The organism is Frankia alni ACN14a (assembly GCF_000058485.1).
Lineage (GTDB): Bacteria > Actinomycetota > Actinomycetes > Frankiales > Frankiaceae > Frankia > Frankia alni.
On the sequence record NC_008278.1, the window covers coordinates 4515332 to 4541271 of the forward strand.

The following is a 25940-nucleotide window of genomic DNA, read 5'->3' on the forward strand; positions in this document are numbered from 1 at the left end:
CATCGTCGAACACTCCGGCCCGGTTGACCACCCGTCACTAAGGTGAGCCTAACCCCACCATCTGCGGTTTCGCAACGTTGGTGACGGATAGCCGAGTCGAGCCATTGTTGGAGGGCCACGAAAAAAGGGCGCACGAAATCGCCGAATCGGCCTGGCCGTGTTCGGAGGAAGATGCTGGCTGAGAATCGCCGCCGGCGGCGGCGCACGGGGACGGAAAAGCCGTCCGGGAACGGCCGGCACACCGTCGGGACAGCGGTGACGGGCGTCCGGAGCCGGCCCGCTCACAGGATCCGCCACCGTTCTTCGAAGGCGTCCAGGGTGCTCTGGTCGAGGTCGACCAGGGGCATGTCCGACGGGGTGTGCCCGCTGCCGGCGCCGCCGACGCGGCCGGTGCCCCTGGTGACGTGTTCGGCGAGGGAGGCGAGCGCGGTGCCCCACGCCGCGGCGAGGGCGTCGACCTCACCGTCGCCGAACAGCTCGGCGGGGTAGGACCAGGAGGAGCGCAGGACGGGGCCGGCGTCGGTGTCCTGCGTGAGCGCGGTGACCGTCAGGCAGGCGGCGGCCGGGGCCGACTCGTCGGAGAAGCCGGCGAGATCGGCGAAGCCGGCCGCCGTCGACCACGGGCCCCGATCGGCCTCGCCGCTGGACCGACCCAGGTAGTTGAAGACGATCTGCGGCGCCGGGGACCGGCCCAGCTCGGCGCCGGCCGCCGGGTTGAGGTACCGCAGCAGCCCGTAGCCCAGGCCGTGGTCGGCCATCGCCCGCCGGTTCTCCTTGACCGCCTTGACCAGCCGTCCCGCGGAGGCACCACCCGCGAGGGCGTCGTCGAGATCGACGTCGGTCAGGTCCAGCCGCACGGGGTACACGGTGGTGAACCAGCCGACCGTCCGGGACAGGTCGGCGCCGGGCACGGCCTCCTCCTCCCGCCCGTGGCCCTCGAGCGCGATGCGCAGGTGGGGGGCGTGGCGGCCGCGGTCGCGGCCCCAGCTCGCGACGGCGAGGCCCAGGGCCGCGAGCAGGACGTCGTCCACTCCGGTGAAGAACGCCTCGGGGACGTCGGTGAGCAGGGGGCGGGTCGTCCCGGCCGCCAGCTCCGCCCGGGCGGTGCGCAGCGTGGAGTTCAGGTCGCGGCTCGGGTCCAGGTGCCGCGCGCCCAGTGGGGCCTCGTCGCCGCCGGTCATCTCCCGCCACATCGGCAGCTCGGCGACCCGGGCCGGCAGGACCGCCGCGTCGGCCAGGCCGAGCGCCCAGTGCCGGAACGACGTCCCGATCGGCGTGTCGTCGGGTGCGAGCCCGGTCCGCACACGCCGCAGGGCGTCGGCGAGATCGGGCACGAGGATCCGCCAGGACACCTCGTCGACGGCGAGGTGATGCGCGACCACCGAGATCAGACCGCCCGCCGGCCCGCCGTCGAACCAGACCACCTGGAGCAGCAGTCCCGCCGTCGGGTCCAGCCGGTCCGCCGCCGCGGCCGTTTCGGCGCGGACGACCGCGGCACTCGACGGCGCATCCGGGCCGTCGCCGAGCACGATGCGGCGCACGACCGGCCGCTGCGGCTCGGCGAAGGGCGGGACGACCATGGCCCAGCCGTCCACGTCCGGGGTGACGACGGCGCGCAGGACGTCGTGGCGGCGCAGCAGAGCGCCCGCCGCCGCCTCGATCGCGGCGAGGTCGAACCCGTCCGGCGCCACCAGCACCGCCGTCTGGGCGAACCGGGACCGCAGGCCGTCGCGTTCGAGGACCGCACGCATGACCGGGGTGAGGGGCACCGGTCCCGTCGCCGGGTGGGTGGCGGCGGGCGGTCCCGCGGGCTCGGCGGCCGCCCTGGCGTCGGCGGCTGCGGCGATCTCGGCGATGGTGCGATGCGTGAACACGTCGCCGGGGGTGATCCGCAGCCCGGCCGCGCGGGCTCGGGCGACGAGCTGGATCGAGACGATGCTGTCCCCGCCGAGGGCGAAGAAGGAGTCGTCGGGGCCCACCTCCGCCACCGCCAGCAGGTCCGCAACCAGACCGGCGAGCGTCTTCTCCGTCGCCGAGCCCGCCTCCCGGCCGGTGCCCCGCAGCTGCGGGGCCGGCAGGGCCCGCCGGTCGACCTTGCCCGCGGGCGTCAGCGGGATGGCGTCCAGCGACTGGATGATCGTCGGCACCATGTGGTCGGGCAGCCGGCCCGCCAGCCACCGGCGCAGGCCCTCGACGTCCGGCTCCGCACCGGGCACGCCGGGCACGCCGGGCAGGCCAGGGACGCCGGGCAGGCCGGTGACGTAGCCGACGAGATGCGCGGCGCCGCCAGGGTTGCGGTGCACCGTGACGACCGCCTGCCGCACGTGGTCGTGCTCGCCGAGCGCGGCCTCGATCTCCTGGAGCTCGACCCGCATCCCCCTGATCTTGACCTGGTGGTCGGCCCGCCCGACGAACTCCAGCGTGCCGACGGCCGTCCACCGGGCGAGGTCGCCGGTGCGGTAGAGCCGGGCCCCGGGCGTCCACGGGTCGGCCACGAACCGGGCCGCGGTCTGACACGGGTCGCCGACGTAGCCGCGGCCGAGCGGGAGGCCGCCCGCGTACAGCTCGCCCTGCACCCCCACGGGCGCCGGGTTCAGCACCTCGTCGAGCACGTACAGGCGGGTGTTCGGGTTGGGCCGGCCGATGCTGATGCCGAACCGTTCGGCGTCGTCGCGGTAGATGTCGTGGCTGACGCCGATGGTGGCCTCCGCCGGGCCGTACCCGTGGTACATCACCGCGTTGAGCGTCGCGCGGAAGCGCCCGAACAGTTCGGGGGTGAGGGCCTCGCCGCCGCACCAGACGTGGCGCAGCGTGCCGGCGGCCCCGTCGATGCCGGGCAGCTGCAGGAGCATGTCCAGCATCGAGGCGACCAGGTAGGTGAAGGTGACCCGGTGCCGGGTGATCAGCTCGAGCAGGTAGTCGACGTCCCGCTCGCCGCCCGGTCTGGCGATCACCAGGGTGGCGCCGGTCACCAGCGGCAGGAAGACTTCGTTGACCGAGATGTCGAAGCCGAGCGGGGCCTTGAACAGGACGGCATCGCCGGGGCCGAAGTCCAGCAGCCCGCGCTGCCACAGCAGCCGGGCGGCGATCGCCTGGTGGCCGATCATCGCCCCCTTCGGGGTGCCGGTCGAACCCGAGGTGTAGATGACGTAGGCGAGGCCGTCCGGGTGCAGGGGCGCGACCGGGACGGGTGCCGACGCGGCCGGGAGGTCGCCGACGAGGAGGACGGGCACGTCGAGCTCGTCGGGCAGCCCGGTTCCGGTGGCGCTGACCACGGCGCGCAGCCGGGCCGTGCGGTGGATGTCGGCGATCCGGCGGGCGGGCCAGCCGGGTTCCAGCGGTACGAAGGCCGCGCCGACCCGTTGGATGCCGAGCAGCGTCGCGACCAGGTCGGCGCAGCGGTCGAGGTGGGCGCCGACGACGTCCTCGGTGCCGACGCCGAGGGCGAGCAGCCCGGCGGCGACGGCGTCGGCCCGGCGGTCGAGGTCGGCGTAGCTCAGCCGGGCGTCGCCGTCGACGAGGGCGAGCGCGCCCGGGGTGCGGGCCGCCTGCGCGGCGAACAGCACGGGCACCGTCGTGTCGGCCACCGGGGTGGCGGTGTCGGTCCACTCGACGAGCAGACGCTGCCGCTCGTCGGGGCTGAGCACGTCCAGCGCGGACAACCGCGTCTCGGCGGCGGTGCCGAGGATCCGCATCGTGTGGACGAGCCGTGCGGCGAAACCCTCGATCGTGGCCCGGTCGAACAGGTCGGCGTCGTACTCCACGCAGCCGTCGTAGGTGCCGTCCGCACGCGGCGTGAAGTCGAACGCGAGATCGAACTTCGCCCCACCGGTCGTGCCGCCGTCGCCTGTCGTGTCGTCGCCGCCTGTCGTGTCGCCGTCGCCGTCGGTGGTGGCGTCGCCGGCGGTCATGGCGGAGACGTCGATCCCGGCGAGCCCGGCCGCCGCGGTCCCGGCCTCACGGAAGTCGACCATGGTCTGGAACAGGGGGTGCCGCCGCGCGGCCCGCTCCGGGTTGACCGCGTCGACGACCCGGTCGAAGGGCGCGTCGGCGTGGGCGTAGGCGTCCAGCGCCGTCTCCCGCACGTCGAGCAGCAGGTCGCGCAGCGTCGGGTCGCCGTCCAGGCGGGTGCGCAGCACCACGGTGTTGACGAAGAAGCCGACGAGGTGGTGCAGCGCCTCGTCGCCGCGGCCCGCGGACAGCGCACCGAGCGGGATGTCGCGGCCGGCGCCGAGCTTGTGGAGCAGGACCGTCACGGCGGCGCACGCGGTCATGAACTCCGTCGTGCCCGTGTCGCGGCCGAGGTCGCGCAGGCCCTGGACGACACCGGCGGGAACCGGGAAACGCACCTCCCCGCCGCGCGGTGGCGACCCGGCGCGGCGCGGGCGGTCGACGGGCAGCGGGATCTCCTCGGGAAGCTCCGCGAGGGTCCGCGTCCAGTACCGCAGCTGGCCGGCGAGGACGCTGTCGGGGTCGTCGGGATCACCGAGCAGCTCCTGCTGCCACAGCGTGTAGTCGGCGTACTGGACGGGCAGCGGCCGCCACGCCGGCGCGGCGCCCGCCGAGCGGGCCGCGTACGCGGTCGCCAGGTCGGTGAGCAGCGGGTCGGTCGACCACTCGTCCCCGGCGATGTGGTGCACCACCAGCCCGAGCACGTGGTCGTCGGCCGCGAGGCGGAACAGGTGCACGCGCAGCGGCGGCTGCGTCTCCAGGTCGAACGGCCGACCGACGGCCTCGGCGACCAGGGCGGGCAGCTCTCCCTCGCCGGTCTCGACGAGGCTGACCGCCGCCCGGCACTCGGTCAGGATCCGTTGGTAGGGCGTGCCACCGTCGTCGGGGAAGACGGTGCGCAGGGACTCGTGCCGGGCGACGACGTCGTCGAACGCGGCGGTGAGGGCGGCGACGTCGAGGTCGCCGCGCAGCCGGGCCACGAAGGGGACGTTGTAGGTGCTCGACGGGCCTTCGAGCCGGTCGAGGAACCACAGCCGACGCTGGGCGGCGGACAGCGCCAGCCGCTGCGGCCGGGGCCGGGGGCCGAGCGGAATCCGCGCCGAGGGGGGTCGCTCGGCGTCCAGCACCGCCGCGAGGCCGGCCACGGTGGGGGTGTCGAAGACGGCGCGGACAGGCGTCTCCGCGCCGGTCTCGGTCCGGATCCGGGCGATGAGGCGGGCGGCGAGCAGGGAGTGCCCGCCCAGGGCGAAGAACGCGTCGTCGAGGCCGACGTCGTCGACGCCGAGCAGCTCCCCGAACAGCCCCGCGAGCAGACGCTCGGTCGGCGTCACCGGCACCCGGCCGGTGGTGGCCCCGCCGGTGAACGTCGGCGCGGGCAGGGCCCGGCGGTCCAGCTTGCCGTTCGGCGAAACCGGAAACGCCGCCAGGACAAGTACGGCCGCGGGCACCAGATGGTCCGGAAGAACCACCGCGGCGGCAGCCCGAAGCTGATCGGGATCAAGCGATCCACCCCGATCCCCTGCGGAGGCGTCCCCACGATCCGCCGCGCGAGCGCCACCCCGGTCGGAGTCGACCGTGGTGGGCTGGTCGGCGGTGACGTAGCCGACCAGGCGGGTGACCCCGTTGTCGGTGCGGGCGACCACCACCGCCTGGCCCACCCCCGGCAGCCCACCCAGCACCGCCTCGACCTCACCCGGCTCCACCCGATAGCCACGGATCTTCACCTGCTCGTCCGCGCGGCCCAGGAACTCCAGCGTGCCGTCGGCCTGCCACCGCACGAGATCCCCCGTCCGGTACAGCCGCTCCCCATCCCCGAACGGATCCGCGACGAACCGCGACGCCGTCTCCCCCGGCCGACCCGCATACCCGCGGGCCACCCCGACACCGCCGACATACAGTTCCCCAGCCACACCGACCGGCACCGGCAACAACGCACCATCCAGCACAAAGGTCCGCAGCCCCGCGACCGGCCGGCCGATATGCGGCCCCACCCCGAATTCCACCGGCGTCCAGGTGGCATCCACCGTGCATTCCGTCGGCCCGTAGAAATTCAACCCCAGCACACCCGGCGCCGAACCCAGCGCATCCCACAACCGGGAACCCACCGCCTCCGCCCCCGTCGCCACCACCGACGGCACCCACCCACCGGACAGCAAACCGTCATCCACCAGCAGTTCCAACAACGACGGCGGCACGTCCACAAAATCAATCCGCTCGTCGCGGACCAACCGCACGATCCCCGCCGCATCCCCCATCAGACCATCCGGCAGAACATGCATCGCATGCCCCGCCAACATCCACACCAGCGGATCCAACGACCCGTCAAACGCGAACGACAACACGTTCAACACCCGCAACCGCCGGCCCCCCAGACCCACCACCGCCGGATCGATCACCGCCGCCCGATGCGCCAACGCCAGATTCACCAGACCACCATGCGTACCCACCACACCCTTCGGCCGCCCCGTCGACCCCGACGTGAACACCACATACGCCGCCGCCCCCAACCCCACCGAACCCGACCCCGCCGTCGAAACCGAATCCGAACCCGCCTGCACATACACATCCGAGCCCGAATCCGCCTCCGACCCTGCCCCCGCACTCGTCCTCGGCCAGGAATCCGGGTCATCCACCAAAATCGTCCGACCCGAGAATCCCGCCTGCGCCACCCGATCCGCCACCACCGACGACGTCACCACCACCAACGGAGCCGCCTCCCCCACCACCACACCCACCCGCGACACCGGATGCACCGGATCCACCGGCACCACCACACCCCCCGCCTTCCACACCGCCACCATCACCACCACCACCTCCACACCCCGCGGCACCACCACCCCCACCCGCACCTCAGGCCCCACCCCCACCAACCGCAACACCCCCGCCAACCGCGACGCAACCTGATCCACCTCACCAAACGACAACGACACACCCCCACACACCACCGCCACCTCACCACCACCAGCAGCCACCACCCCATCCCACACACCCACCACCGACGAGAACGAAACCGGATCCGCGCCGACAGCCTCGGCGGAATCGGAGCCGGCGGGCAGCGCGGCCGGATTCGGTGCCGCAACCCCGCTCCACTCGCGCAGCAGCAGCTCGCGCTCCTCGGCGGAAAGAACACCCACTCCGGACAGGGAAAGGTCCGGGTTCCCCGCGAAGGCGGCGAGCACGCGACCGAGACGCGCCAGAATGCGTTCGACACTCACCCGGTCGAACAGGTCGGCGTCGTACTCGACGGAGGCGAGCAGGCCACCACCGCGAGCGGCCGGGGTGAAGGTGAACCCAAGGTCGAACTTCGCGGCCGCCGGTTCGGCCGATTCCAGCGGTGCCAGGTCGAGACCGTCGAGCCCCGGGTTCCCGGTCGCCGGGTTCCAGTAGTCCACGAGGGTCTGGACGAGCGGATGGCGGCCCGCGGCGCGCTCGGGGTTGACCCGTTCCACCACGCTGTCGAACGGGACGTCGGCGTGGGCGTAGGCGTCCAGCGAACTACGCCGGACCCGGGAGAGCAGCTCGCGCAGGGTCGGGTCACCGGAGAGGTCGAGTCGGACCACCACCGTGTTCACAAAAAAGCCCACCAGGGGCTCCAGGGCGGGGTCGACGCGGCCGGCAACCAGTGCGCCCAGGGGAATGTCGGCGCCGGCGCCGAGCTTGTGCAGGGTGACCGCGACGGCCAGGTGCGCCAACGTGAGCTCGCTGGTTCCGGTCTGGGTGAGCAGCGGACGCAGCGCTGCCATGGTCGTCGCGGGGATCTCTCCCCGCACCCGCCCACCGCCCGCGACGGGGACCGCGGGCCTGGGTCGGTCGGCGGGCAGCTCCACCTGGGTGGGAAGGCCGGCCAGGATCGTCGTCCAGTAGGCGAGCTGACGCTCGGCCAGCTCCGAGGGCGCGTCCGGCGCGCCAAGCAGCTCCTGGTGCCACCGGGTGTAGTCGCCGTACTGGATCGGAAGGGGTGACCAGGCCGGGGCGCCGCCGCGCAGGCGGGCCGCGTAGGCGGTCGCCAGGTCGCGCAGGAACGGCGTGGTCGAGCCCTCGTCGCCGGCGATGTGGTGGATGACCATGGCCAGGACGTGGTCGTCGGCGGCGACCCGCAGCACCTGGACCAGGATCGGGATCTCGGTCTCCAGCCGGATCGGCGTCTCGTGCACGTCACGGATCGCGGCCGCAAGTCGATCTTCGGTGATATCGAGGTACGAGAACGGCACGGTGACGTCGTCGAGGATGCGCTGCACCGGCGTCCCGTCGACCTCCGGGAAGACGGTGCGCAGGGTCTCGTGCCGGGCGACGACATCCTGGACGGCGGCACGCAGGGCCGGGACGTCGAGCGGACCGGTCAGCCGGGTGGCGAACGGCAGATTGTAGGTGCTCGACGGGCCTTCGAGCCGGTGGAGGAACCACAGGCGCCGCTGGGCTGCCGACAGCGGCAGGGGGTCCGGTCGGTCGGCCGCGGTGAGCGCGGGATAGCTGGGCTGCGCGTCGAGCGCGTCCAGGTGGGCGGCGAGGGTGGCTATCGTCGGGGCGTCGAACACCGAGCGGATCGAGACGGGCAGGTTCGTCGCCGCGCGGACGCGGGCGATGAGGCGGGCGGCGAGCAGGGAGTGCCCACCCAGGGCGAAGAACGCATCGTCGAGACCCACGTCGTCGACGCCGAGCAGCTCCCCGAACAGCCCCGCGAGCAGCCGCTCGGTCTGCGTCGCCGGCACCCGGCCCGTGCTCGCCCCGCCGGTGAACGTCGGCGCGGGCAACGCCCGGCGGTCCAGCTTGCCGTTCGGCGAAACCGGAAACGCCGCCAGCACGACCACGGCCGCGGGCACCAGATAGTCCGGCAACACCGCCGCCACCGCGACCCGAAGCTGATCGGGATCAAGCGATCCACCCCGATCCGCCGCGCAGGCGTCCCCGGGACCCGTTGCGGAGGCGTCCCCGCGGTCGGGGTCGAGCGGGGTGGGGCGATGTGCGGTGACGTAGCCGACCAGGCGGGTGACGCCGTTGTCGGTGCGGGCGACCACCACCGCCTGGTTCACCCCCGGCAGGCCGGCGAGTACCGCCTCGACCTCACCGGGTTCGACCCGATAGCCACGGATCTTCACCTGCTCGTCCGCGCGCCCCAAAAACTCCAACGTGCCCTCGGGCTGCCACCGCACCAGATCCCCCGTCCGGTACAGCCGCTCCCCATCCCCGAACGGATCCGCGACGAACCGCGACGCCGTCTCCCCCGGCCGACCCGCATACCCACGGGCCACCCCGACACCGCCGACATACAGTTCCCCAGCCACACCGACCGGCACCGGCAACAACGCACCATCCAGCACAAAGGTCCGCAGCCCCGCGACCGGCCGGCCGATATGCGGCCCCACCCCGGACTCCACCGCCGTCCACGTCGCATCCACCGTGCATTCCGTCGGCCCGTAGAAATTCAACCCCAGCACACCCGGCGCCGAACCCAGCGCATCCCACAACCGGGAACCCACCGCCTCCGCCCCCGTCGCCACCACCGACGGCACCCACCCACCGGACAGCAAACCGTCATCCACCAGCAGTTCCAACAACGACGGCGGCACATCCACAAAATCAATCCGCTCGTCGCGGACCAACCGCACGATCCCCGCCGCATCCCCCATCAGACCATCCGGCAGAACATGCATCGCATGCCCCGCCAACATCCACACCAGCGGATCCAACGACCCGTCAAACGCAAACGACAACACGTTCAACACCCGCAACCGCCGGCCCCCCAGCCGCACCACCACCGGATCAATCACCGCCGCCCGATGCGCCAACGCCAGATTCACCAGACCACCATGCGTACCCACCACACCCTTCGGCCGCCCCGTCGACCCCGACGTGAACACCACATACGCCGCCGAACCCGCACCCACCCCCGCACCACAACCCGAACCCCCACCCACATTCGTGTCCGCGAACGAACCCGAATCCGTATCTGTATCGGGATTCACCTCCGGCCAGGAATCCGGGTCGTCCACCAGAATCATCCGACCCACAAACCCCGCCTGCGCCACCCTGTCCGCCACCACCGACGACGTCACCACCACCAACGGAGCCGCCTCCCCCACCACCACACCCACCCGCGACACCGGATGCGCCGGATCCACCGGCACCACCACACCCCCCGCCTTCCACACCGCCACCATCACCACCACCACCTCCACACCCCGCGGCACCACCACCCCCACCCGCACCTCAGGCCCCACCCCCACCAACCGCAACACCCCCGCCAACCGCGACGCAACCTGATCCACCTCACCAAACGACAACGACACACCCCCACACACCACCGCCACCTCACCACCACCAGCAGCCACCACCCCATCCCACACACCCACCACCGACGAGAATCCGCCGGAACTCGACGGAGTGCCCGCGACGCTCACCTGCGCGCCGCTCCATTCCTCCACGAGGTCGCGGCGCTCCTCCGCCGACAGGACGTCGAGCTGGGAGAGGGAGATTTCCGGCTGGCTCGCGAGGCGGCCGAGCACGTGGAGGAAACGCCGCAGAATGGTCCGGGCGGTCTGCTCGGAGAACAGGTCCGGGCGGTATTCCAGTTTGATGCGCAGCTTGTCCTGGTCGGGCATGAGCAGCAGGGTCAGCGGGTAGTGCGTGTATCCGCGGGGCAGGCCGACTTCGGCGGTCACTCCGCCGGAACGGGCCGGGTCGAGCAGGTCGGTCGTCTCCAGCGGGAACGTCTCGAACACCATGAGCGTGTCGAAAAGCCGGCCGCCGCCGATGCCAGCGGCGCCCTGGATCTCGGTCAGGCCGAGGTACTGGTGGTCGAGTACCGCGATCTGAGCCTCGTGCAGCCGGCCCAGCAGGACCCCCGCGGTCTCCCCCGGCGACCAACGGACCCGGACGGGAATGGTGTTGATGAACAGGCCGACCATCGACTCAACCCCGGTGATCTCCGGCGGCCGGCCGGAGACCGTCACCCCGAAGACGACGTCGTCGGAGCCGGTCAGCCGTCCGAGCACCAGGCCCCAGGCGGCGCTGAGCAGCGTGTTGACCGTGACGCCACGCCGGCGGGCGGTGCCGGTGAGCTGCGCGGTCACCGCGGCCGGCACGACGTCGAGGACGGCGTCGGGGATGACGCCGGTCTCGCGCACGTCGGGCCCGGCCAGCAGGGTGGGCTCGTCGACCCCCTGGAGGATCTCCGCCCAGGCGGCTCGGGACTCTGCGCGGTCCTGGCCGGCCAGCCAGGCGAGGAAGTCCCGGTAGGGCCGCGGCCGGGTGAGGGTGACGTCCGCCTGGCCTGACGACTGGTAGAGGGCGAGGAGGTCGCGGATGACCAGCGGGGTGGACCAGCCGTCGAGGACGAGGTGATGGGTGGTCACCACGAGCCGGTGTTCGCGGGCTCCGAGTCGGACGAGGGTGAACCGTAGCGGCGGCTGGACGTCCAGGTCGAACCGGGTGGTGCGATCGGTCGCCAGGAACTCCTCGAGCGCGGTCGCGGCTGCCGCCTCGCTCTCCGCGGTGGAGTCCTGGGTGGTGGTGGTGTCCTGGACGGTGGTGGGGTCCTGGACGGTGGTGGGGTCCTGGACGGTGGTGGGGTCCTGGACGGTGAGGTCGAGGACGCCGAACGCGGGTTCGACGTCGCCCAGCACGACCTGGACGGGTGCGGTTTCGTCGTCGACGAAGACGGTGCGCAGGGCCGGGTGCAGGTCGAGCAGTGCGCGGGCCGCCGTCCGCAGCCGGCGGACGTCCAGTGCTCCTCGCAGGTCGATGACCAGTTGGACGGCGTAGAAGTCCACGCCGTCCGCGTCGAAGCGGGCGTGGAAGAACAGCCCCTCCTGTAGCGGGGACAGCGGCAGCACGTCGACGAGCCCGGGGTGGCGGGCCTGCCAGCGTTCGATGTCCGCCGGGGTCGCGGCGACCAGGGGAAGGTCGGCGGGCGTCCACCCGCCGGCGCCCCGGCTCCGCGTCCCCGGGGCCGACGGTTCCTCTCCGGTGGCCTCGGGCAGGGCGGTGGCCGCCGCGAGCGCGGCGACGGTGCGGAGCTCGAAGACCTGACGGGGGCGCAGGGGCAGGCCGGCCGCGCGGGCCCGCGCGACGAGCTGGATGGACATGATGCTGTCGCCGCCGAGCTCGAAGAACGAGGCGTCGGCGCCGACGTTCTCCCGACCGAGGACCTGAGCGAACAGGTCGGCGAGGATTCGCTCCGCGCCGTCGGCGGGCGGTCGCCCGCCGGGCGGCGCCGCGGCGAGGTCAGGGGCGGGCAGTGCCGCGCGGTCCAGCTTGCCGTTCGCGGTGAGGGGCAGCGCGTCGAGCACCGTCAGCACCGCGGGCACCATGTGCTCGGGCAGGCGTCCGGCCAGGTACTCCCGAATCGCTGCGACGTCCGGCCGCCGATCGTCGCCCCGCCCGTCGCCCTGCCCGTCGCCCTGCCCGTCGCCCTGCCCGTCGCCGTGCCCGTCGCCGTGCCCGTCAAGGTGCCCGGGGGCGTGTCCGGCGGTGTGCCCGCCGCCGTGCCCGGCGACGTAGCCGGCGAGGTAGGCGCCGCCGGGCCGGTCGGTCCGGACGGTGACCGCGGCGGCGGCGACCGCCGGGGCGGTCGCGAGGACGGACTCGATCTCGGCGGGCTCGATCCGGAACCCGCGGATCTTCACCTGGTCGTCGGAGCGACCCAGGTACTCCAGCTCACCGGCGGCGGTCCAGCGCGCGAGGTCACCGCTGCGGTAGAGCCGACCGCCCGGCGCGCCGAACGGGTCGGCCACGAACCGGGTCGCGGTCAGCCCGGCGCGGCCCAGGTACCCCCGGCCGACCTGCGGACCGGACAGGTACAGCTCGCCGACGGTGCCGTCGGGCACCGGGCGCAGCCCGCCGTCCAGGACGTACACGCCGAACCCGGGCAGGCCGGCGCCGATGACACTCGACGACGAGGTGAACGCGTCCGCGGTCAGCTCGCGGTGCGTCACGTGCACCGTGGTCTCGGTGATCCCGTACATGTTGACCAGCCGCGGCGCGTCGGGACGGCGCGCGTGCCAGCCGGCGAGCCGGGCCGGGTCGAGGGCCTCCCCGCCGAAGATCACGGTCCGCAGCGCGAGGCGGCTGCCCGGCTGGTCGGCGTCCGCGGCGGCAATCTGGTAGAAGGCCGACGGCGTCTGGTTGAGCACGGTCACGCCGTGGCGGGCGAGCAGGTCGAGGAAGTCCGCGGGCGAGCGGGAGACGTCGTGCGGGACGACGACCAGCCGGCCGCCGTGCAGCAGCGGCCCCCAGGTCTCCCAGACCGAGAAGTCGAACGAGAAGGAGTGGAACAGCGTCCACACGTCGTCGGGGCCGAACGTGAACAGCGGCCGGGCCGCGGTGAACAGCGCGACGACGGACCGGTGGGGGACGATCACCCCCTTGGGCACGCCCGTCGACCCCGAGGTGTAGATGACGTACGCGGCCTGCTCGGGCCGGCCGGGCAGGCCGGGCCGGGCCGTCGACGCCGCACCGTCGGGCGCGAGTCGGGGCGGGGCGGTGGCGGGCAGGTCGCGCCCGGCCTCCGTGATCACGGCGACGGGCCGTGCGTCGCGCAGGGTGAACGCGATGCGGTCGGCCGGGTAGGCGGGGTCGACCGGCAGGTAGCCCGCGCCGGCCTTGAGCGCGGCGAGCGCGGCGACGACGAGGTCCGCCCCGCGGGGCAGCAGGACGGCGACCAGCCGTTCGGGGCCCGCCCCGAGGGCGATCAGGCGGTGGGCCAGCGCGTTCGCGCGGGCGTCGAGCTCGGCGTAGGTGAGGGTGTGCGTGTCCCACTCGACGGCGACGGCGCCAGGCGTGCGGTCGACGACCGCCTCGAACAGCTCGTGCAGCGTGGCATCGGCGAGGTCGAGCGGGCCGTCGCCGAGGGCGCGGCGCAGGATCGCCGCCGACTCGTCGTCCGCCAGGACCCGCACCGACGCGACGGCGGCCCCGGGGTCCGCGACGATCGACGCGAGCACGCGGCGCAGCCGGGCGAGCAGCAGCCGGGCGCCGTCCGCGCCGACCTCGCGCGGGCGGTACTTGAGCGTGACCTCGAGGCCCCCGCCGGACGGCATCACCATGAGCGTCAGTGGGTAGTGCGTGGAGATCGGCCGGTGCACCCCGGCGGCGCGCAGGCCACCGGCGGCGAGGGCACCGTCGATCGCCGCGCCGTCGAACGGGAACGACTCGAACACCACCAGGCTGTCGAACAGCTCGCCGGTGCCGAAGCCCACGGCCTGCTGGACGTCGGCCAGCCCGCAGTGCTGGTGGTCGAGCAGGTCGACCTGCTCGCGCTGCAGGCGGACGGCGAGTTCGGCCACCGACTCGGCCGCGCGCAGCCGGACCCGCACCGGCACCGTGTTGATGAACAGGCCGACCATGGCCTCGACCCCGGGCAGGTCTGCGGGCCGGCCGGAGACCGTCGCCCCGAAGACGACGTCGTCGGTGCCGGTGAGCCGGCCGGCGAGGATCCCCCAGGCGAGCTGGACCAGCGTGTTCAGGGTGACGCCCAGGGAGCGGGCGAGCCCGGTCAGCCCCGCCACCAGCTCGGCGGGCAGCATCTCCACCAGCTCGTCGGGCAGGACCGTGGGTTCCCCCTGGGCGGCGGGCACCAGGTGCGTCGCCGCCGTGACGCCGTCCAGCGCGGCCCGCCAGGCGTCGAGGGACGCCGCCGTGTCGCGCGCGGCGAGCCAGGCGAGGTGGTCGCGGTACGGACGGACGGCGGGCAGCGCGGGCACGGCCCCGCCGCTGGCCCCGTCGGTGGCCCCGGGGGTGGCCCCGGGGGTGGCCCCGTCGTTGGCATAGAGGGCGAACAGGTCGCGCATCAGCAGCGGCGTCGACCAGCCGTCCATGATCACGTGATGGTTGGTGAGCACGAACCGGTGCCGGTCCGGGCCGAACACCAACAGCATGGCGCGCAGCAGCGGCGGCCGGCGCAGGTCGAAGCTGCGCCGGCGGTCGGCCGCGACGAGCCCGTCGGCACGGCGCTCGGCCTCCGCCAGGTCAACCCCGGCCCGGTCAGCGCCGGCCCGGTCAGCGCCGGCCCGGTCGGAACCGATCGCGTCGGAACCGGTCAGGTCGGAACCGGTCAGGTCGATCTGGGTCCAGGGAACCTCGACCGTGCGCAGCACGATCTGGACCGGCTTGCCGACGTCCAGGACGAACCCGCTGCGCAGAGCGGAGTGCCGGGCCGCCAGCGCGTTCGCGGCGCGGCGCAGCCGGGCGGGGTCGAGGGGGCCGTCGAGGTCCACGACGAGCTGCGCCACATAGGCGTCCGTGCCGGCGCCCGCACCGGCTCCGGTGCCAGTGCCGGCGGTGGCGGTGGCGCCGATGTCGGCGGGGCCGGGGGCGGGGACGTCATCGGCCAGGGCGGCGTGGAACACCAGGCCCTTCTGCAACGGGGACAGCGGGAGAATGTCCTCGATCGCGGAACCGCCGGCGCTCACGTCGTCCTCCACATCGCCTCGAGGGCGTCGAGCTGGTTCTGGTCCAGCGAGACCAGGGACAGGTCCGAGGGGGTCCGCCCGCCGGCCCCCGCGCCGGCGGCATGCCGGACGAGGGCCTCCAGGGCGGCGCACCACCGGGCCGCGAGGTCGGCGACCGGCGCGGCGTCGAAGAGCCCCTCGGCGTACATCCAGTGCGCCACCAGGCGCGGACCCTCGGGGGTGTCCTCGGTGACCGCGTTCACGACCAGGCCGGCGGGCAGCGGCATGCCCGGGCCGTAGGCGGCGCCGACGCCGTCGGCGGCGACCCGCCAGCCGGCGCCGCCCGATGGCTCGAAGCGGCCCAGGTAGTTGAAGCCGATCTGCGGCACGGGCCGGGCGGCGAGCTGCGCCGCCGAATCCGGATCGAGGTGGCGCAGCATGCCGTAGCCGATCCCGTGGTCGGGCAGGGAACGCAGGTGCTCCTTGACCCGCTTGATGACCGTCCCGGCGGCGGGGCCGCCGGCGAGCGCGTCGTCGAGGTCGACACCTCGGGTGTCGAGCCGGACGGGATGCTGGCTGGTGAACCAGCCGACGGTGCGGGCCAGGTCGCTGCCGGCGACCGCGGCCTCCTGGCGCCCGTGGCCCTCGAGTAGCACGAGCGCGCAGCGGCCCGCGTCCTCGGGGGCGGCCGGCCACGATCCGAGGGCGAGCGCGAGCCCGGCGAGCAGCACGTCGTCGACCCCGGCGAAGAACGCGGCGGGCACCGAGGTCAGCAGCGGCTCGGCGACGTCCGGGGCCAGCCGGACGGTGTGGGTCCGCACGGTCGACCAGGTGTCGCGGGCCGGATCGGCGCGGCGGCGGCCCAGCAGTCCGTCGGGACCGTCGAGCAGCTCCCGCCACCGGGCCGTCTCCGCCGAGCGCGCGGCGGCGGCGCGGGCGAGGCCGCGGGCCCACGTCCGGAAGGACGTCGGCACGGGCGCGAGGGCGGGTTCGCGGTCGGCCGCCGCGTCCTGGCAGGCCCCGGCCAGGTCCTCGACGATGATCCGCCACGACACCCCGTCGACGACGAGGTGGTGGGCGACGAGCAGCAGCCGCGCGGGCCGGGCCGGCCCGGCGTCGAGCAGCACGGCCTGCAGCACTCGGCCGTCGGCGGGCGCCAGCCGGGACGCCGCCGCGGCGAGCTCGTCCTCGACGCGGTCCGCGGACACCGGGCCGTCGGTGGTGACCCGGCGCAGCACCGACGCCGCGGGCACCGACCCCACCGGGCCGAACGTGAGCGCGGGCGGCGCGGCGGCCCGGTCGAGCCGGGCCCGCAGCGCGTCGTGACGGTCGAGGACGGCCTGCAGGGCCCGTTCCAGCGCCGCCGCGGCGGGCGCCGCGGGGAGTTCCACGACGACCGACATCCGGTGCTCGTCGGCGAGGGGGCCGCGCTCGGCGAACGCGCGCATGATCGGCGTCAGCTCGACCGGGCCGACGCCGTCGGCGTCCCCGGGTGCCGCGGTGGGCCCGCCGTCCGCATCGGTGACGACGGTCGTGGCGGCGGCCGCCAGCGACTCCACCGTGCGGTGCGCGAACACCTCCCGGGGGGTGAACGGCAGGCCCTCCCGGCGGGCGCGGCTGACCAGCCGGATCGCCAGGATGCTGTCGCCGCCGAGCTCGAAGAACGACGTGTCGAGCCGCACCGACTCGACTCCGAGGATGTCGGCGAACAGGGCGGCCAGCGTCGTCTCGGCGCCGCTCGCGGGCGGTCGCGCCGGGCTGGCGGCGGCCGGGTCGGCGCCGAAGCGGGGGGCGGGCAGGGCGCGCCGGTCGACCTTGCCCGACGGCGAGAGCGGGAGCGCGGGCAGGAAGGTCAGCGTCGCGGGCACCATGTGGTCGGGAAGGGTCGCGGCGGCGTGGGCACGCAGGGCCGCGGCATCCGGTTGTGCGCCGTCGGCGAGCACCAGGTAGGCGGCCAGGTACCGGCCGCCGGGGCCGTCGGTGCGGGCGGCCACCGTGGCCTGGGCGACGCCGGGGGCGGCGAGCAGGACGGACTCGATCTCGCCGAGCTCGACCCGGTGGCCGCGGATCTTGACCTGGTCGTCGACGCGGCCGAGGAACTGCAGCGCCCCCGACGGCAGCCGCCGCATCAGGTCGCCGGTGCGGTAGAGCCGCGCACCGGGCGGCCCGTAGGGGTCGGCGACGAACCGGGACGCGCTCAGCCCCGGCCGGTTGAGGTAGCCGCGGGCGAGCTGCGCCCCGCCGATGTACAGCTCGCCGGGCACGCCGAGGGGGGCGAGGCGCAGGTTCTCGTCGAGGACGTGGCAGGTCGTGTTGGCCACCGGCGACCCGACGGGGACGGCGCCGACGGTTCCAGTCCCGTCGGGGGCGGCGTCCACCGGGTGCAGCAGGGCGCCGACCGTCGTCTCGGTCGGGCCGTACTCGTTGATGACGGCGAACCGGTCGTCCGCCGGCCGCCTCCACTTCCACTGGTCGAGGGCCTCGCCGCGCAGCTCCTCGCCGGCGATGACGAGGGTGCGCGGGCCGTCGTCGGCGAAGCGCACCGACGCCAGCAGCGGCAGGTGACTCGGCGTGATCTTGAGGAAGGTGGCCGCGCCGGCGGCCCGGGCGATGGCGTCCGGCGAGTCGGCGCACAGCTCGACCGCGCCGCCGCAGGTCAGGGTCGCCAGCAGCGGGGTGACCGAGAAGTCGAACGAGATCGAGGAGTGCATGAGGGTGTGGCCGGCCAGTCCGGGGAAGCGCGCCACGGCCCAGTCCAGGTGGTTGGCGAGCGCCCGGTGGGCGACGACCACGCCCTTGGGCACGCCGGTCGACCCGGAGGTGTAGATCACGTACGCCGGGTGCTCGGGGTGCAGGGGGGCGACCAGCTCGGCGTCGGTCAGGTCGTGGTCGGGCAGCGCGCCGAGGCGGGCGAGGGTGTCCGCGGCGTCGAGCAGCACCGCGCGCAGGCCGTCGACGGCGGGCAGCGCCCCCTGCCCGGCGGCGGTGGTGAGCAGCAGGACGGGCCGGGAGTCGGTCAGCATGAGCCGCACCCGGTCGGGCGGATAGTCCGGGTCGACCGGCACGTAGGACGCGCCCGCCCTGGCGACGGCGAGCACCGCCACGACCATGTCGGCCGAGCGCGGGATCCCCAGCGCCACCACCGACTCGGGGCCGGCGCCGTGCTCGACGAGCAGCCGGGCCAGCCGGTTCGCCCGGCGGTCGAGCTGCCGGTAGGTCAGCCGCTCGCCGTCGGCCAGGACGGCCGGCGCGTCGGGCGCCGCCGCCGCCTGGGCGGCGAACCGTTCGGGCAGCAGCTGCGGCGCCGGGACGGCGGCGGTGTCGTTCCACGCGACGAGGAGCTGGTCGCGCTCGGTGTCGCCGAGCAGCTCGATGTCGCGCAGCGCGACGTCGGGGCGGGCGAGCACCACGTCGAGCAGCCGGTCGAGGTGACCGAGCAGGCGGGCGACGAGGGCACGGGCCGGGCCGGTCGACGGGTGGTTGGCCTCGACGGTGACGGTGTCGCCGTCGATCTCGACGGCGAGGGTCAGGTCGAAACGGGCGTCGTCGCCGGGCACGTGCCGGCGCCGTGCGCTGATCCCGGCCGCCCGGAACGGCTCCAGCATCGAGGCCCGCAGCGAGAGCACGACGCCGAACAGCGCGGCGTCGCCCCGCGCCCGCTCGGGGTCCGCCGCCCGGCCGATGTCGTCGAGATCGACGTCCTGGTGGGCGTAGGCGGCGAGGCAGACCCGGCGCGCCTGGGCGACGACGGCGGCGAAGGTGTCCGCGTCGTCCAGGCGCAGCCGCAGCGGGATCGTGTTGCCGAGGTAGCCGACGACCTCGGCGCCCCCGTCGACGTCCCGGTTGACGACCGGCACGCCGATGACCACGTCGCGCGCCCCGCCGTAGCGGCGCAGCAGCACGGCGACGGCGGCGGTGAGGATCATGAAGGTGGACGCGCGGTGCTCGCGGGCCGCCTCCCGGAACCGGGCGGCCAGCCCGGCGCCGAGCACCCGCGTCTGGTCGACGCCGCCGGCACCCCGGTCGGCGGCGGTGAGCTCGGGCAGGACGAGCGGCTCCGGCGGCGGGTCGAGGACGCCGCGCCAGAAGGCGAGCCCGGCCGCGGGGTCCTCCGTCACCGGGCGCAGCGCCACGTCGGCGAACTGCGGCGCGGCGGGCAGGACGGCGCAGCGATCGCGCAGGAACGCGACCAGCTCGCCGAAGAAGATCGCCGTGGTGCTGTCGTCCCAGGCAATGTGATGGGCGACGACGATCAGAGTCAGTGCCTGCGGGCCCGTGGTGAACAGGCCGAGGCGCAGCGGGGAGTCGGCGGACAGGTCGAACGGGGTCGCGGCGAGCGCGGCGCACAGCTCGCCCGCGCGGGCGGACCGCTCGCCGGCGGGAAGGTCGGTGAGGTCCCGCTGGTCGACGACCGGCGCGAGCGCCGGATGGACCACCTGAACCACCTGGCCGGCGCCGTCCATCCGGTAGGTCGTCCGCAGCACGTCGTGCCGGGCGACGACCGCCTCGGCCGCGGCGCGCAGGGCGTCCGCGCGTACCGGTCCGGTCAGGTCCAGCGCGAGCCGGACGTTGTAACCGGTCGTGCACGGGTCGAGGTTCTGCAGCGACCACATCCGGCGCTGTCCGGCGGACAGCGGCCGGTCGCCCCGGGCGGACGTCCCCCCGGCACCGACCGGCGCCGAGGTCGAGCCGGGCGCCGATGCGGATGTGGCGGCGGATACAGGCGTGGGCGCGGAGGGGGGTGTGGACGCGGGGGGACCGCTCGGGCGCGGTGTGGAGGCGAGGCCCTGTTCGGCGAGTCGCCGCCGGGCCAGCTCACGGCGCAGGGACCGCGGGTCCTTCGCTCGCTCGTCGACGCTCACGGCGCGGCCGTCCGGCCCCGGCCGTCCCGCGCCACAACCGGCCCCTCGCTGTTCGTCGGGTCGAAGAAGTGACCGCCGTCGTCGTCGAACGGGTTCACGGCCATGCGGCCAACCTCCGATTTCATCGCCTTCGGGCATGCGGAACCAAGCCGTTGGCTCTGTGCGTCGCAACGGCGAAGAGAGAACGGATCAGAGAACGAATTGGCGCAGGGGAAAGCCCAGGTTCATCTCGGTCGGGTGAACACGAGGGCGACCCTGGCGCTAAGATCGGCGTCGCCTGGGTGGCATGCCTCCGGGCTTCGCGGAGATCGGGCCCACCGAGGCGGTGATCCGGTGGTGCGCGGAGCCGCGGGTCGGGTGTGTCCCGTGGGCGTGACACCTCCCGTCAGCGGTGGCCAGCGGCGCGCGTCGATAAGGTTAGGTTTAGCTAAGCTGGTGCCAGCTTGCAGTCGGTCATGCCTTCTGTCAAGGGAACGGCCCCTACCGACCCGGGCCGCGGGCAGCGCCAAGGACCCGGCACGGCCGGCCGAAGCCGCCGATCCGCAGGTGTTGGCTGCCAGCCTGGGTAGGCGATGACGCTCTGACGGCCTGTCCGCGCCACGCGATCCGGACCAACCAGGCGTGGACGTCGGAACACAGCGTGACCATGGAACTCGAGATCGCCATAACCCGGCGCCTCCGAGACACCGGAGTTCGCAGCCGACGGCGTGGCGGCGGAGTAAACACGACACCAGAACCGCCGCTCGCCGAGGATCGTCCACGACGCAGAGTCGACCGGAGCGGAGAGAAACGTGCTCCACCGGGCGCGTGACGCGGTTCCGCGGAACCCCGTGATGCAACAGGGCGGGGATGGGATCAGACTGCGATCTTCCCGTACCCCACCGATCACGCGCAGATGCGGAGATCGGTCCGCGGCAGTCCCCGGCCGGCGGGTAGCAGGCCGGGGACGGCGGCGGGGCCGTCCGAGGAGGCGGCGGCACGGCGCGATGCCGGCACCGGCGCCGGCATCAGTGGACGACGTCGAAGACGTTCTTCTGCAGGCCGTTGGCGTAGACGCCGTGCTCGACCAGGGTCAGCTTCTGGGTGTCCTTGTCCGTGGTGCTGAACAGGCGCTTGCCCGCGCCGAGCAGCAGCGGGAAGACGAGCAGGTGGTAGCGGTCGATCAGGCCCGCGTCGGACAGGCCGTGGTTCAGCGAGGCGCTGCCGTGGACGATGATCGGGCCGCCCTCGGTCCCCTTCAGGGCGGCGACCTCGTCGAGCGAGCGCAGAATCGTGGTGTCGCCCCAGTTCGAGACCAGGCCGTCCTCGGTGAGGGTGGTCGACACGACGTACTTCGGCATCGTCCTGTACTCCGCGAACTCCGCCATGTCCGGCCACACCGGACTGAACGCCTCGTAGCTGACCCGCCCCAGCAGGATCGCGGTGGCCTCCTGCTGCTCCCGTCCCTTGATCTCGAAGGCCTCGGGGAGAAACTCGACGTCCTTGAAGGTCCAGCCCGCGTTCCGGTAGCCGGCTTCGCCGCCCGGGGCCTCCACGACGCCGTCGAGCGAGATGAAGGCGGTGCTGATCAGGGTACGCATCCAGGTCTCCGTCATGTCTCGTGTCCGGTGGTGGGGACATGAAAGCGTGTCCGCCGCGCACGGCCTCCGGCCGGGTTCTGGCGTCGGACGCGGACGCCGCCACCCCGTCCCCACGCGGGACGGGGTGGCCTGTCTGGTGCCTCGGTACCCGCGCGGGCCTAGCGGGTGATCGGCGTGACGTCCAGGGCTCGGGTGTGCTCGTTGCGGACGGCGCTCAGCTCGTTCGGGTCGAGCCCGAGCAGCGTGAGGATGGTCGGGGCGATCGAGGTGGTCTCGACCGGAGCCCCGTCGACCCGGCCCGCGTGGGCGCCGGCGCCGGCGCCGGAGACGACGAGCGGGACGTTGCGGTCCTGCGGGTCCGCGCCACCATGCTCGGCGATCTTGCTCGTGCCGCCGGTGTAGACCACGCCGTGCGCGACGATGCCGACGACGTCGGGATGGCGGGCGTCGCTCGCCGGGACGCCGAAGAAGCGGGCGGCGCCGGCGCCGGCGTACGCCGTGGTGAGCCCGGAGGCGGGCAGCGTGCGGCTCGCGCCGCTGATCGTGTTGCCGGTGGCGTCGTGGGAGAGCACGAAGGTCCGGGCGAAGTCGGCGGCGGCCTGCGACCGGTCGCTCAGCCAGAGCTGCAGGATGTCATCGTCCGTGGAGAAGGCGACCAGGTCGGCTGCGCCGGGGTGCGCCTTCGCCCAGTCCGCGTTCAGCGCCTTGATGACGGCGCCGTCGTCGATGCGGGTCAGCGCGTTCGGGTCCGTCGGCGACTGGGCGTGCTTGGCCGACAGAATGATCACGGTGCTGTCCGCCTGCCCCGTCCGCGTCAGCTCGGCGACCAGGGCGCCGACCTGGTGGTCGACGAAGTCGAGCGCGCCGGCCAGCAGCGGCCCCGGCTCGGTGCCGCCCGGCAGGTAACCGCCGGTCAGCCCGTCCGAGGTGGGCAGCTTCTGCGCGGTGGAGACCGACTGGAGGTTCAGCCCGAAGATCGCCGGGGTAGGGACCCGGCGGGTGCGGCCGTGATCGTACCCGTCGATCTCGTTGCGGACCGCGGTCACCTTGTACGCGTCGTACTGCCGGGTGGCCGCGTTGTCCTTCGTCCAGTCGCCGCCACCGGGGTAGCCGAGAGCGGTGCTGTTGATCTCAGGAGTGAACAGGTCCTGGACGCCGGTGCCCGACGGGCCGTTGAGGATCTCGTAGGCGGGATGTTTGTCCGACCAGGCCGTGCCCAGGCCGTGGGTGCGGGCCACCTCGAAGACGGTGTTCGCCGTGAGGTAGGAGTGCGGGTAGACCGGCGTGCAGGTCTTCGGGTCGACCGGAAGCGTCTTCGGGTCCAGCAGCGTCCGGGGCGACCCGGTCATCGACAGGATGCTGCCGGGCAGCCCGGCGAGACCCTGCCCCGCGTCCAGGGAGCTCGGGTCGCGGTCGGCGGCCTCGGTGAACGCGACCTCGGCACCCGGCTTCGCCCCGGCACAGGACGTCGTGCCGGCGGGCAGCAGGCTGTGGTTGAAGGTGTCGTCGTAGTAGATGCCCGTGGTCGCCGGATTGCCGCCCGTCACCTGAGCGATCAGCCCGGGGAACGAGTCGGACGGCACCGGGGTCGACGCGTGAGTGTACGAGACGCCGGCGCCGACCAGGCCGGCCAGCGCCGAACCCGGATGCGTCCGGACGTACGCGCTGAGATCCGCCTGGTGCAGTCCGTCCACGGACAGCAGCAGGACGTGCCGGACCGGAGACCGGGTGTGCTCGGGTGACCCGGCGACCGCGGGCGTGGCGGCCGAGAACGCCACCAGTCCGGACAGGGCCAGCCCGGATGCCGCCATCCCGACTGCCCGTCGGGTGGGAGAGCGGAACACGAATTCCTCCTCGAACGCACCGGACCATACCGGCGCGCTCCGTATTGCTAGCCCGCCCGGATGGCCGATCGTCGACGCCCGAGAGAACTGAGAGGTAAGAAATCACGCGTGCTACGCCGAATTTCTCGCCGCTTCTCATCCGTCACCCAAGAAATGACTGTCCGAGGCTTTTCACATCGTCCTCACATCAGCCATTCTGTAAAGCGGCCGAGCTCTCGCGCAAGATCGACAAGGCGCCCGGGAGACCGGTCAGGCGAGCAGGTCGTGGACCGCCACCGGGGTGAGGCCGGCCGCGCGGAGGTTCGCGACGATGCGGGGAAACGCCGCGACGGTGCCCGGGTAGCCGAAGTGCATGCTCACGATGGAGCCCGGTCGGGTGCCGGCCCGGACCCGCGCGACGACGGCGTCGGCTCCCGGGGAGGTGTAGTCGAGCGGGTCGACGTCGAAGTCGACGACCGTGCGGTACCCGGCGGCGCCGGCCTCGGTGAGGATCAGCGGTGTGGCGGTGCTCGTGCCGGAGGGTCGGAAGTAGCGGCCCTGGGTCGGCGCCAGGCGGGCCAGGACGTCCCGGCAGCCCGTGATCTCGGCGGCGACCTGGTCGGCCGGCAGTGCGGTCAGTGTCGGGTGGGTGTAGGTGTGGTTCGCCAGTTCGTTGCCGCCCGCGAGGATGGCCGGGACGAGATCCTGGTGGGCATCCAGCCATCGCCCGACGGCGAACACCGTGATCGGCACGGCGAGCCCGCTGGCGTCGGCGAGCAGCTGATGGGCCAGGGTCAGGTCCTGGCCGGTCTCGTGCGGGCCGAGGTGGAAGGTGAGCGCGACCCGGGGCCGATCCCGCGGACCGTTGGCCACCGCCACCGCGCTGCCCCCCGGGACCAGGCCCGGGCCGCCTGGGTCCGCAGCCGCCGCGGACGCGGCCGATGGGCCGCCGCCGGCCGCGGCGGATGCCGGCGACGGTGCCGACGGCGGCGACGAAGGCGATGGTTCGGTGCGGGTGGATCCGTCGGCGGCGCAGGCCGCCAACCCAGTGGCGGCGACCATCGCGCCGGCCCCGGCGAGGAAGCGTCGACGCGAGGAATCACGGGAGTCCGGCTCGGGCATGGGCGCAGGCTATCCGGCACGGAGGTGCGGCCGGCCGGCCACATCCGGCGGAGCCTGAGTGAGCCGCCAGCCGGGGGCCGCCAGCCGTAGGCCGCCAGCCGTAGGCCGCCAGCCGTAGGCCGCCAGCCGTAGGCCGCCAGCCGGCGATCGCCGGCCGGGGGCGGTGTGCGGTCAGCCGACGGCCCGAGAGGTGCCGAACATGGTGTCCAGGGTGACCGGCTCCAGCTGACGCTGCTCGATCAGCTGCTCGATCTGGTCGAACAGGCCGAGGACGGTCTGGTGGTTGGCGTGGCCGAGCATGATCGTTCCCGGCTGGAGGTACTGCCGGGCGAGCCCGATGAGCTGTTCCGGGCTGAGCAGGGTCGAGTCGCCGAAACTGCCGTCCCACAGCAGGATCCGGGTGTACCCGAGTTCGCCGGCGAGTCCGTCGACGTGATGGTTGTGGGCACCGTAGGGCGGACGGAACCAGGGTCGGCTGGTGATGCCGAAGGTCTGCTGGATCCACTGTTCGTTCTTCTCGATGTCGGCGCGGATCGCGGCGTCCGTCTCGTGCAGCAGGTTCTTGTGGGTCCAGGTGTGGTTGCCGATCTGCAGCTGGCCGGTCTCCACCAGCGGACGCAGGACCTCGGCATGACGATCCCACACCGCCCGGTAGGCGCCGTTCGGCGAGAACGTGATGGGGATCTTCGATCGCTGGGCGAACGCCACGTAGCCGGCGACCGTCGAGGCGTCGTAGCCGTCGTCGATGGTCAGGGCGATTCTCCGGGTCCGGCCGGGCGCGTGCGAAACGACGACCGGACGGCCCGGATGCGGGGCGGGAATCGGCGCGGGCGACGGCGCGGGGCCTGCGTCGGCTCCCGGGACCGCCGCGGCGATCGGCGCCGCGGTCGGCGAAGGCGACGCGGCCGGCGAAGGCGACGCGGTCGGCGCGGTTTCGGGAACGGGGGCCGCGGAGTCCCTCGACGCGGAGCCGGTCGAGCATCCGACAAGAGCCTGCGCCGCGCCGATGCTCAGCAGCGACAGAAGCACTCTTCGGTCCATAGTCCGACATTCTATGAAACATGATCATGGTTGGGCCCGCGGTGTACCGCACCATCGCGCGACAGCGCGGAAGGATTGACGCCAAAACGGCCATCCGCCCGGACAGTCACAGGTCAGGATTCGTTCGGACCGGGAAAGATGCGGTGGCCCGTGGGTGGCTGCAGCAGGTCGACG

Annotated in this window: 6 protein-coding genes; all 6 read right to left on the reverse strand. The window is 73.7% G+C overall.

Going from position 1 to position 25940, the window contains the following annotated elements; genetic code table 11:
* Window positions 1-281: 281 nt before the first annotated feature.
* On the reverse strand, window positions 282-15359 hold the full coding sequence (locus FRAAL_RS18235) for a non-ribosomal peptide synthetase (RefSeq protein WP_011605297.1): 15078 nt from the start codon (window positions 15357-15359) through the stop codon (window positions 282-284).
* Window positions 15356-20200, reverse strand: a complete 4845-nt coding sequence (locus FRAAL_RS18240; RefSeq protein ID WP_041939460.1) for a non-ribosomal peptide synthetase — start codon at window positions 20198-20200, stop codon at window positions 15356-15358. Before FRAAL_RS18240 ends, FRAAL_RS18235 begins: the two co-directional genes overlap by 4 nt.
* Before the next feature lie 1007 nt (window positions 20201-21207).
* Window positions 21208-21780 carry a dihydrofolate reductase family protein gene (locus tag FRAAL_RS18245; protein WP_011605301.1) on the reverse strand — a complete coding sequence of 191 codons (573 nt, stop codon included), beginning with the start codon at window positions 21778-21780 and terminating at the stop codon, window positions 21208-21210.
* Between the two features lie 158 nt (window positions 21781-21938).
* Window positions 21939-23624: an alkaline phosphatase family protein gene (locus tag FRAAL_RS18250; protein WP_197537208.1), complete on the reverse strand. Its 1686-nt coding sequence runs from the start codon at window positions 23622-23624 to the stop codon at window positions 21939-21941.
* 249 nt (window positions 23625-23873) lie between these two features.
* The gene (locus FRAAL_RS18255; protein ID WP_041939461.1) at window positions 23874-24725 is read right to left on the reverse strand and encodes a polysaccharide deacetylase family protein; all 852 of its coding nucleotides are present in this window, start codon (window positions 24723-24725) and stop codon (window positions 23874-23876) included.
* Between the two features lie 171 nt (window positions 24726-24896).
* A complete protein-coding gene (locus FRAAL_RS18260; protein ID WP_041939462.1) occupies window positions 24897-25766 on the reverse strand; it encodes a polysaccharide deacetylase family protein in 870 nt (289 codons plus the stop codon).
* Window positions 25767-25940 lie beyond the last annotated feature (174 nt).

What these genes read in the sequence shown, in the direction of transcription:
- FRAAL_RS18245 (WP_011605301.1), bottom strand. Translation starts at nt 21,780, where the DNA reads ATGCGTACCCTGATCAGCACCGCCTTCATCTCGCTCGACGGCGTCGTG.
- FRAAL_RS18255 (WP_041939461.1), bottom strand. Translation starts at nt 24,725, where the DNA reads ATGCCCGAGCCGGACTCCCGTGATTCCTCGCGTCGACGCTTCCTCGCC.
- FRAAL_RS18260 (WP_041939462.1), bottom strand. Translation starts at nt 25,766, where the DNA reads ATGGACCGAAGAGTGCTTCTGTCGCTGCTGAGCATCGGCGCGGCGCAG.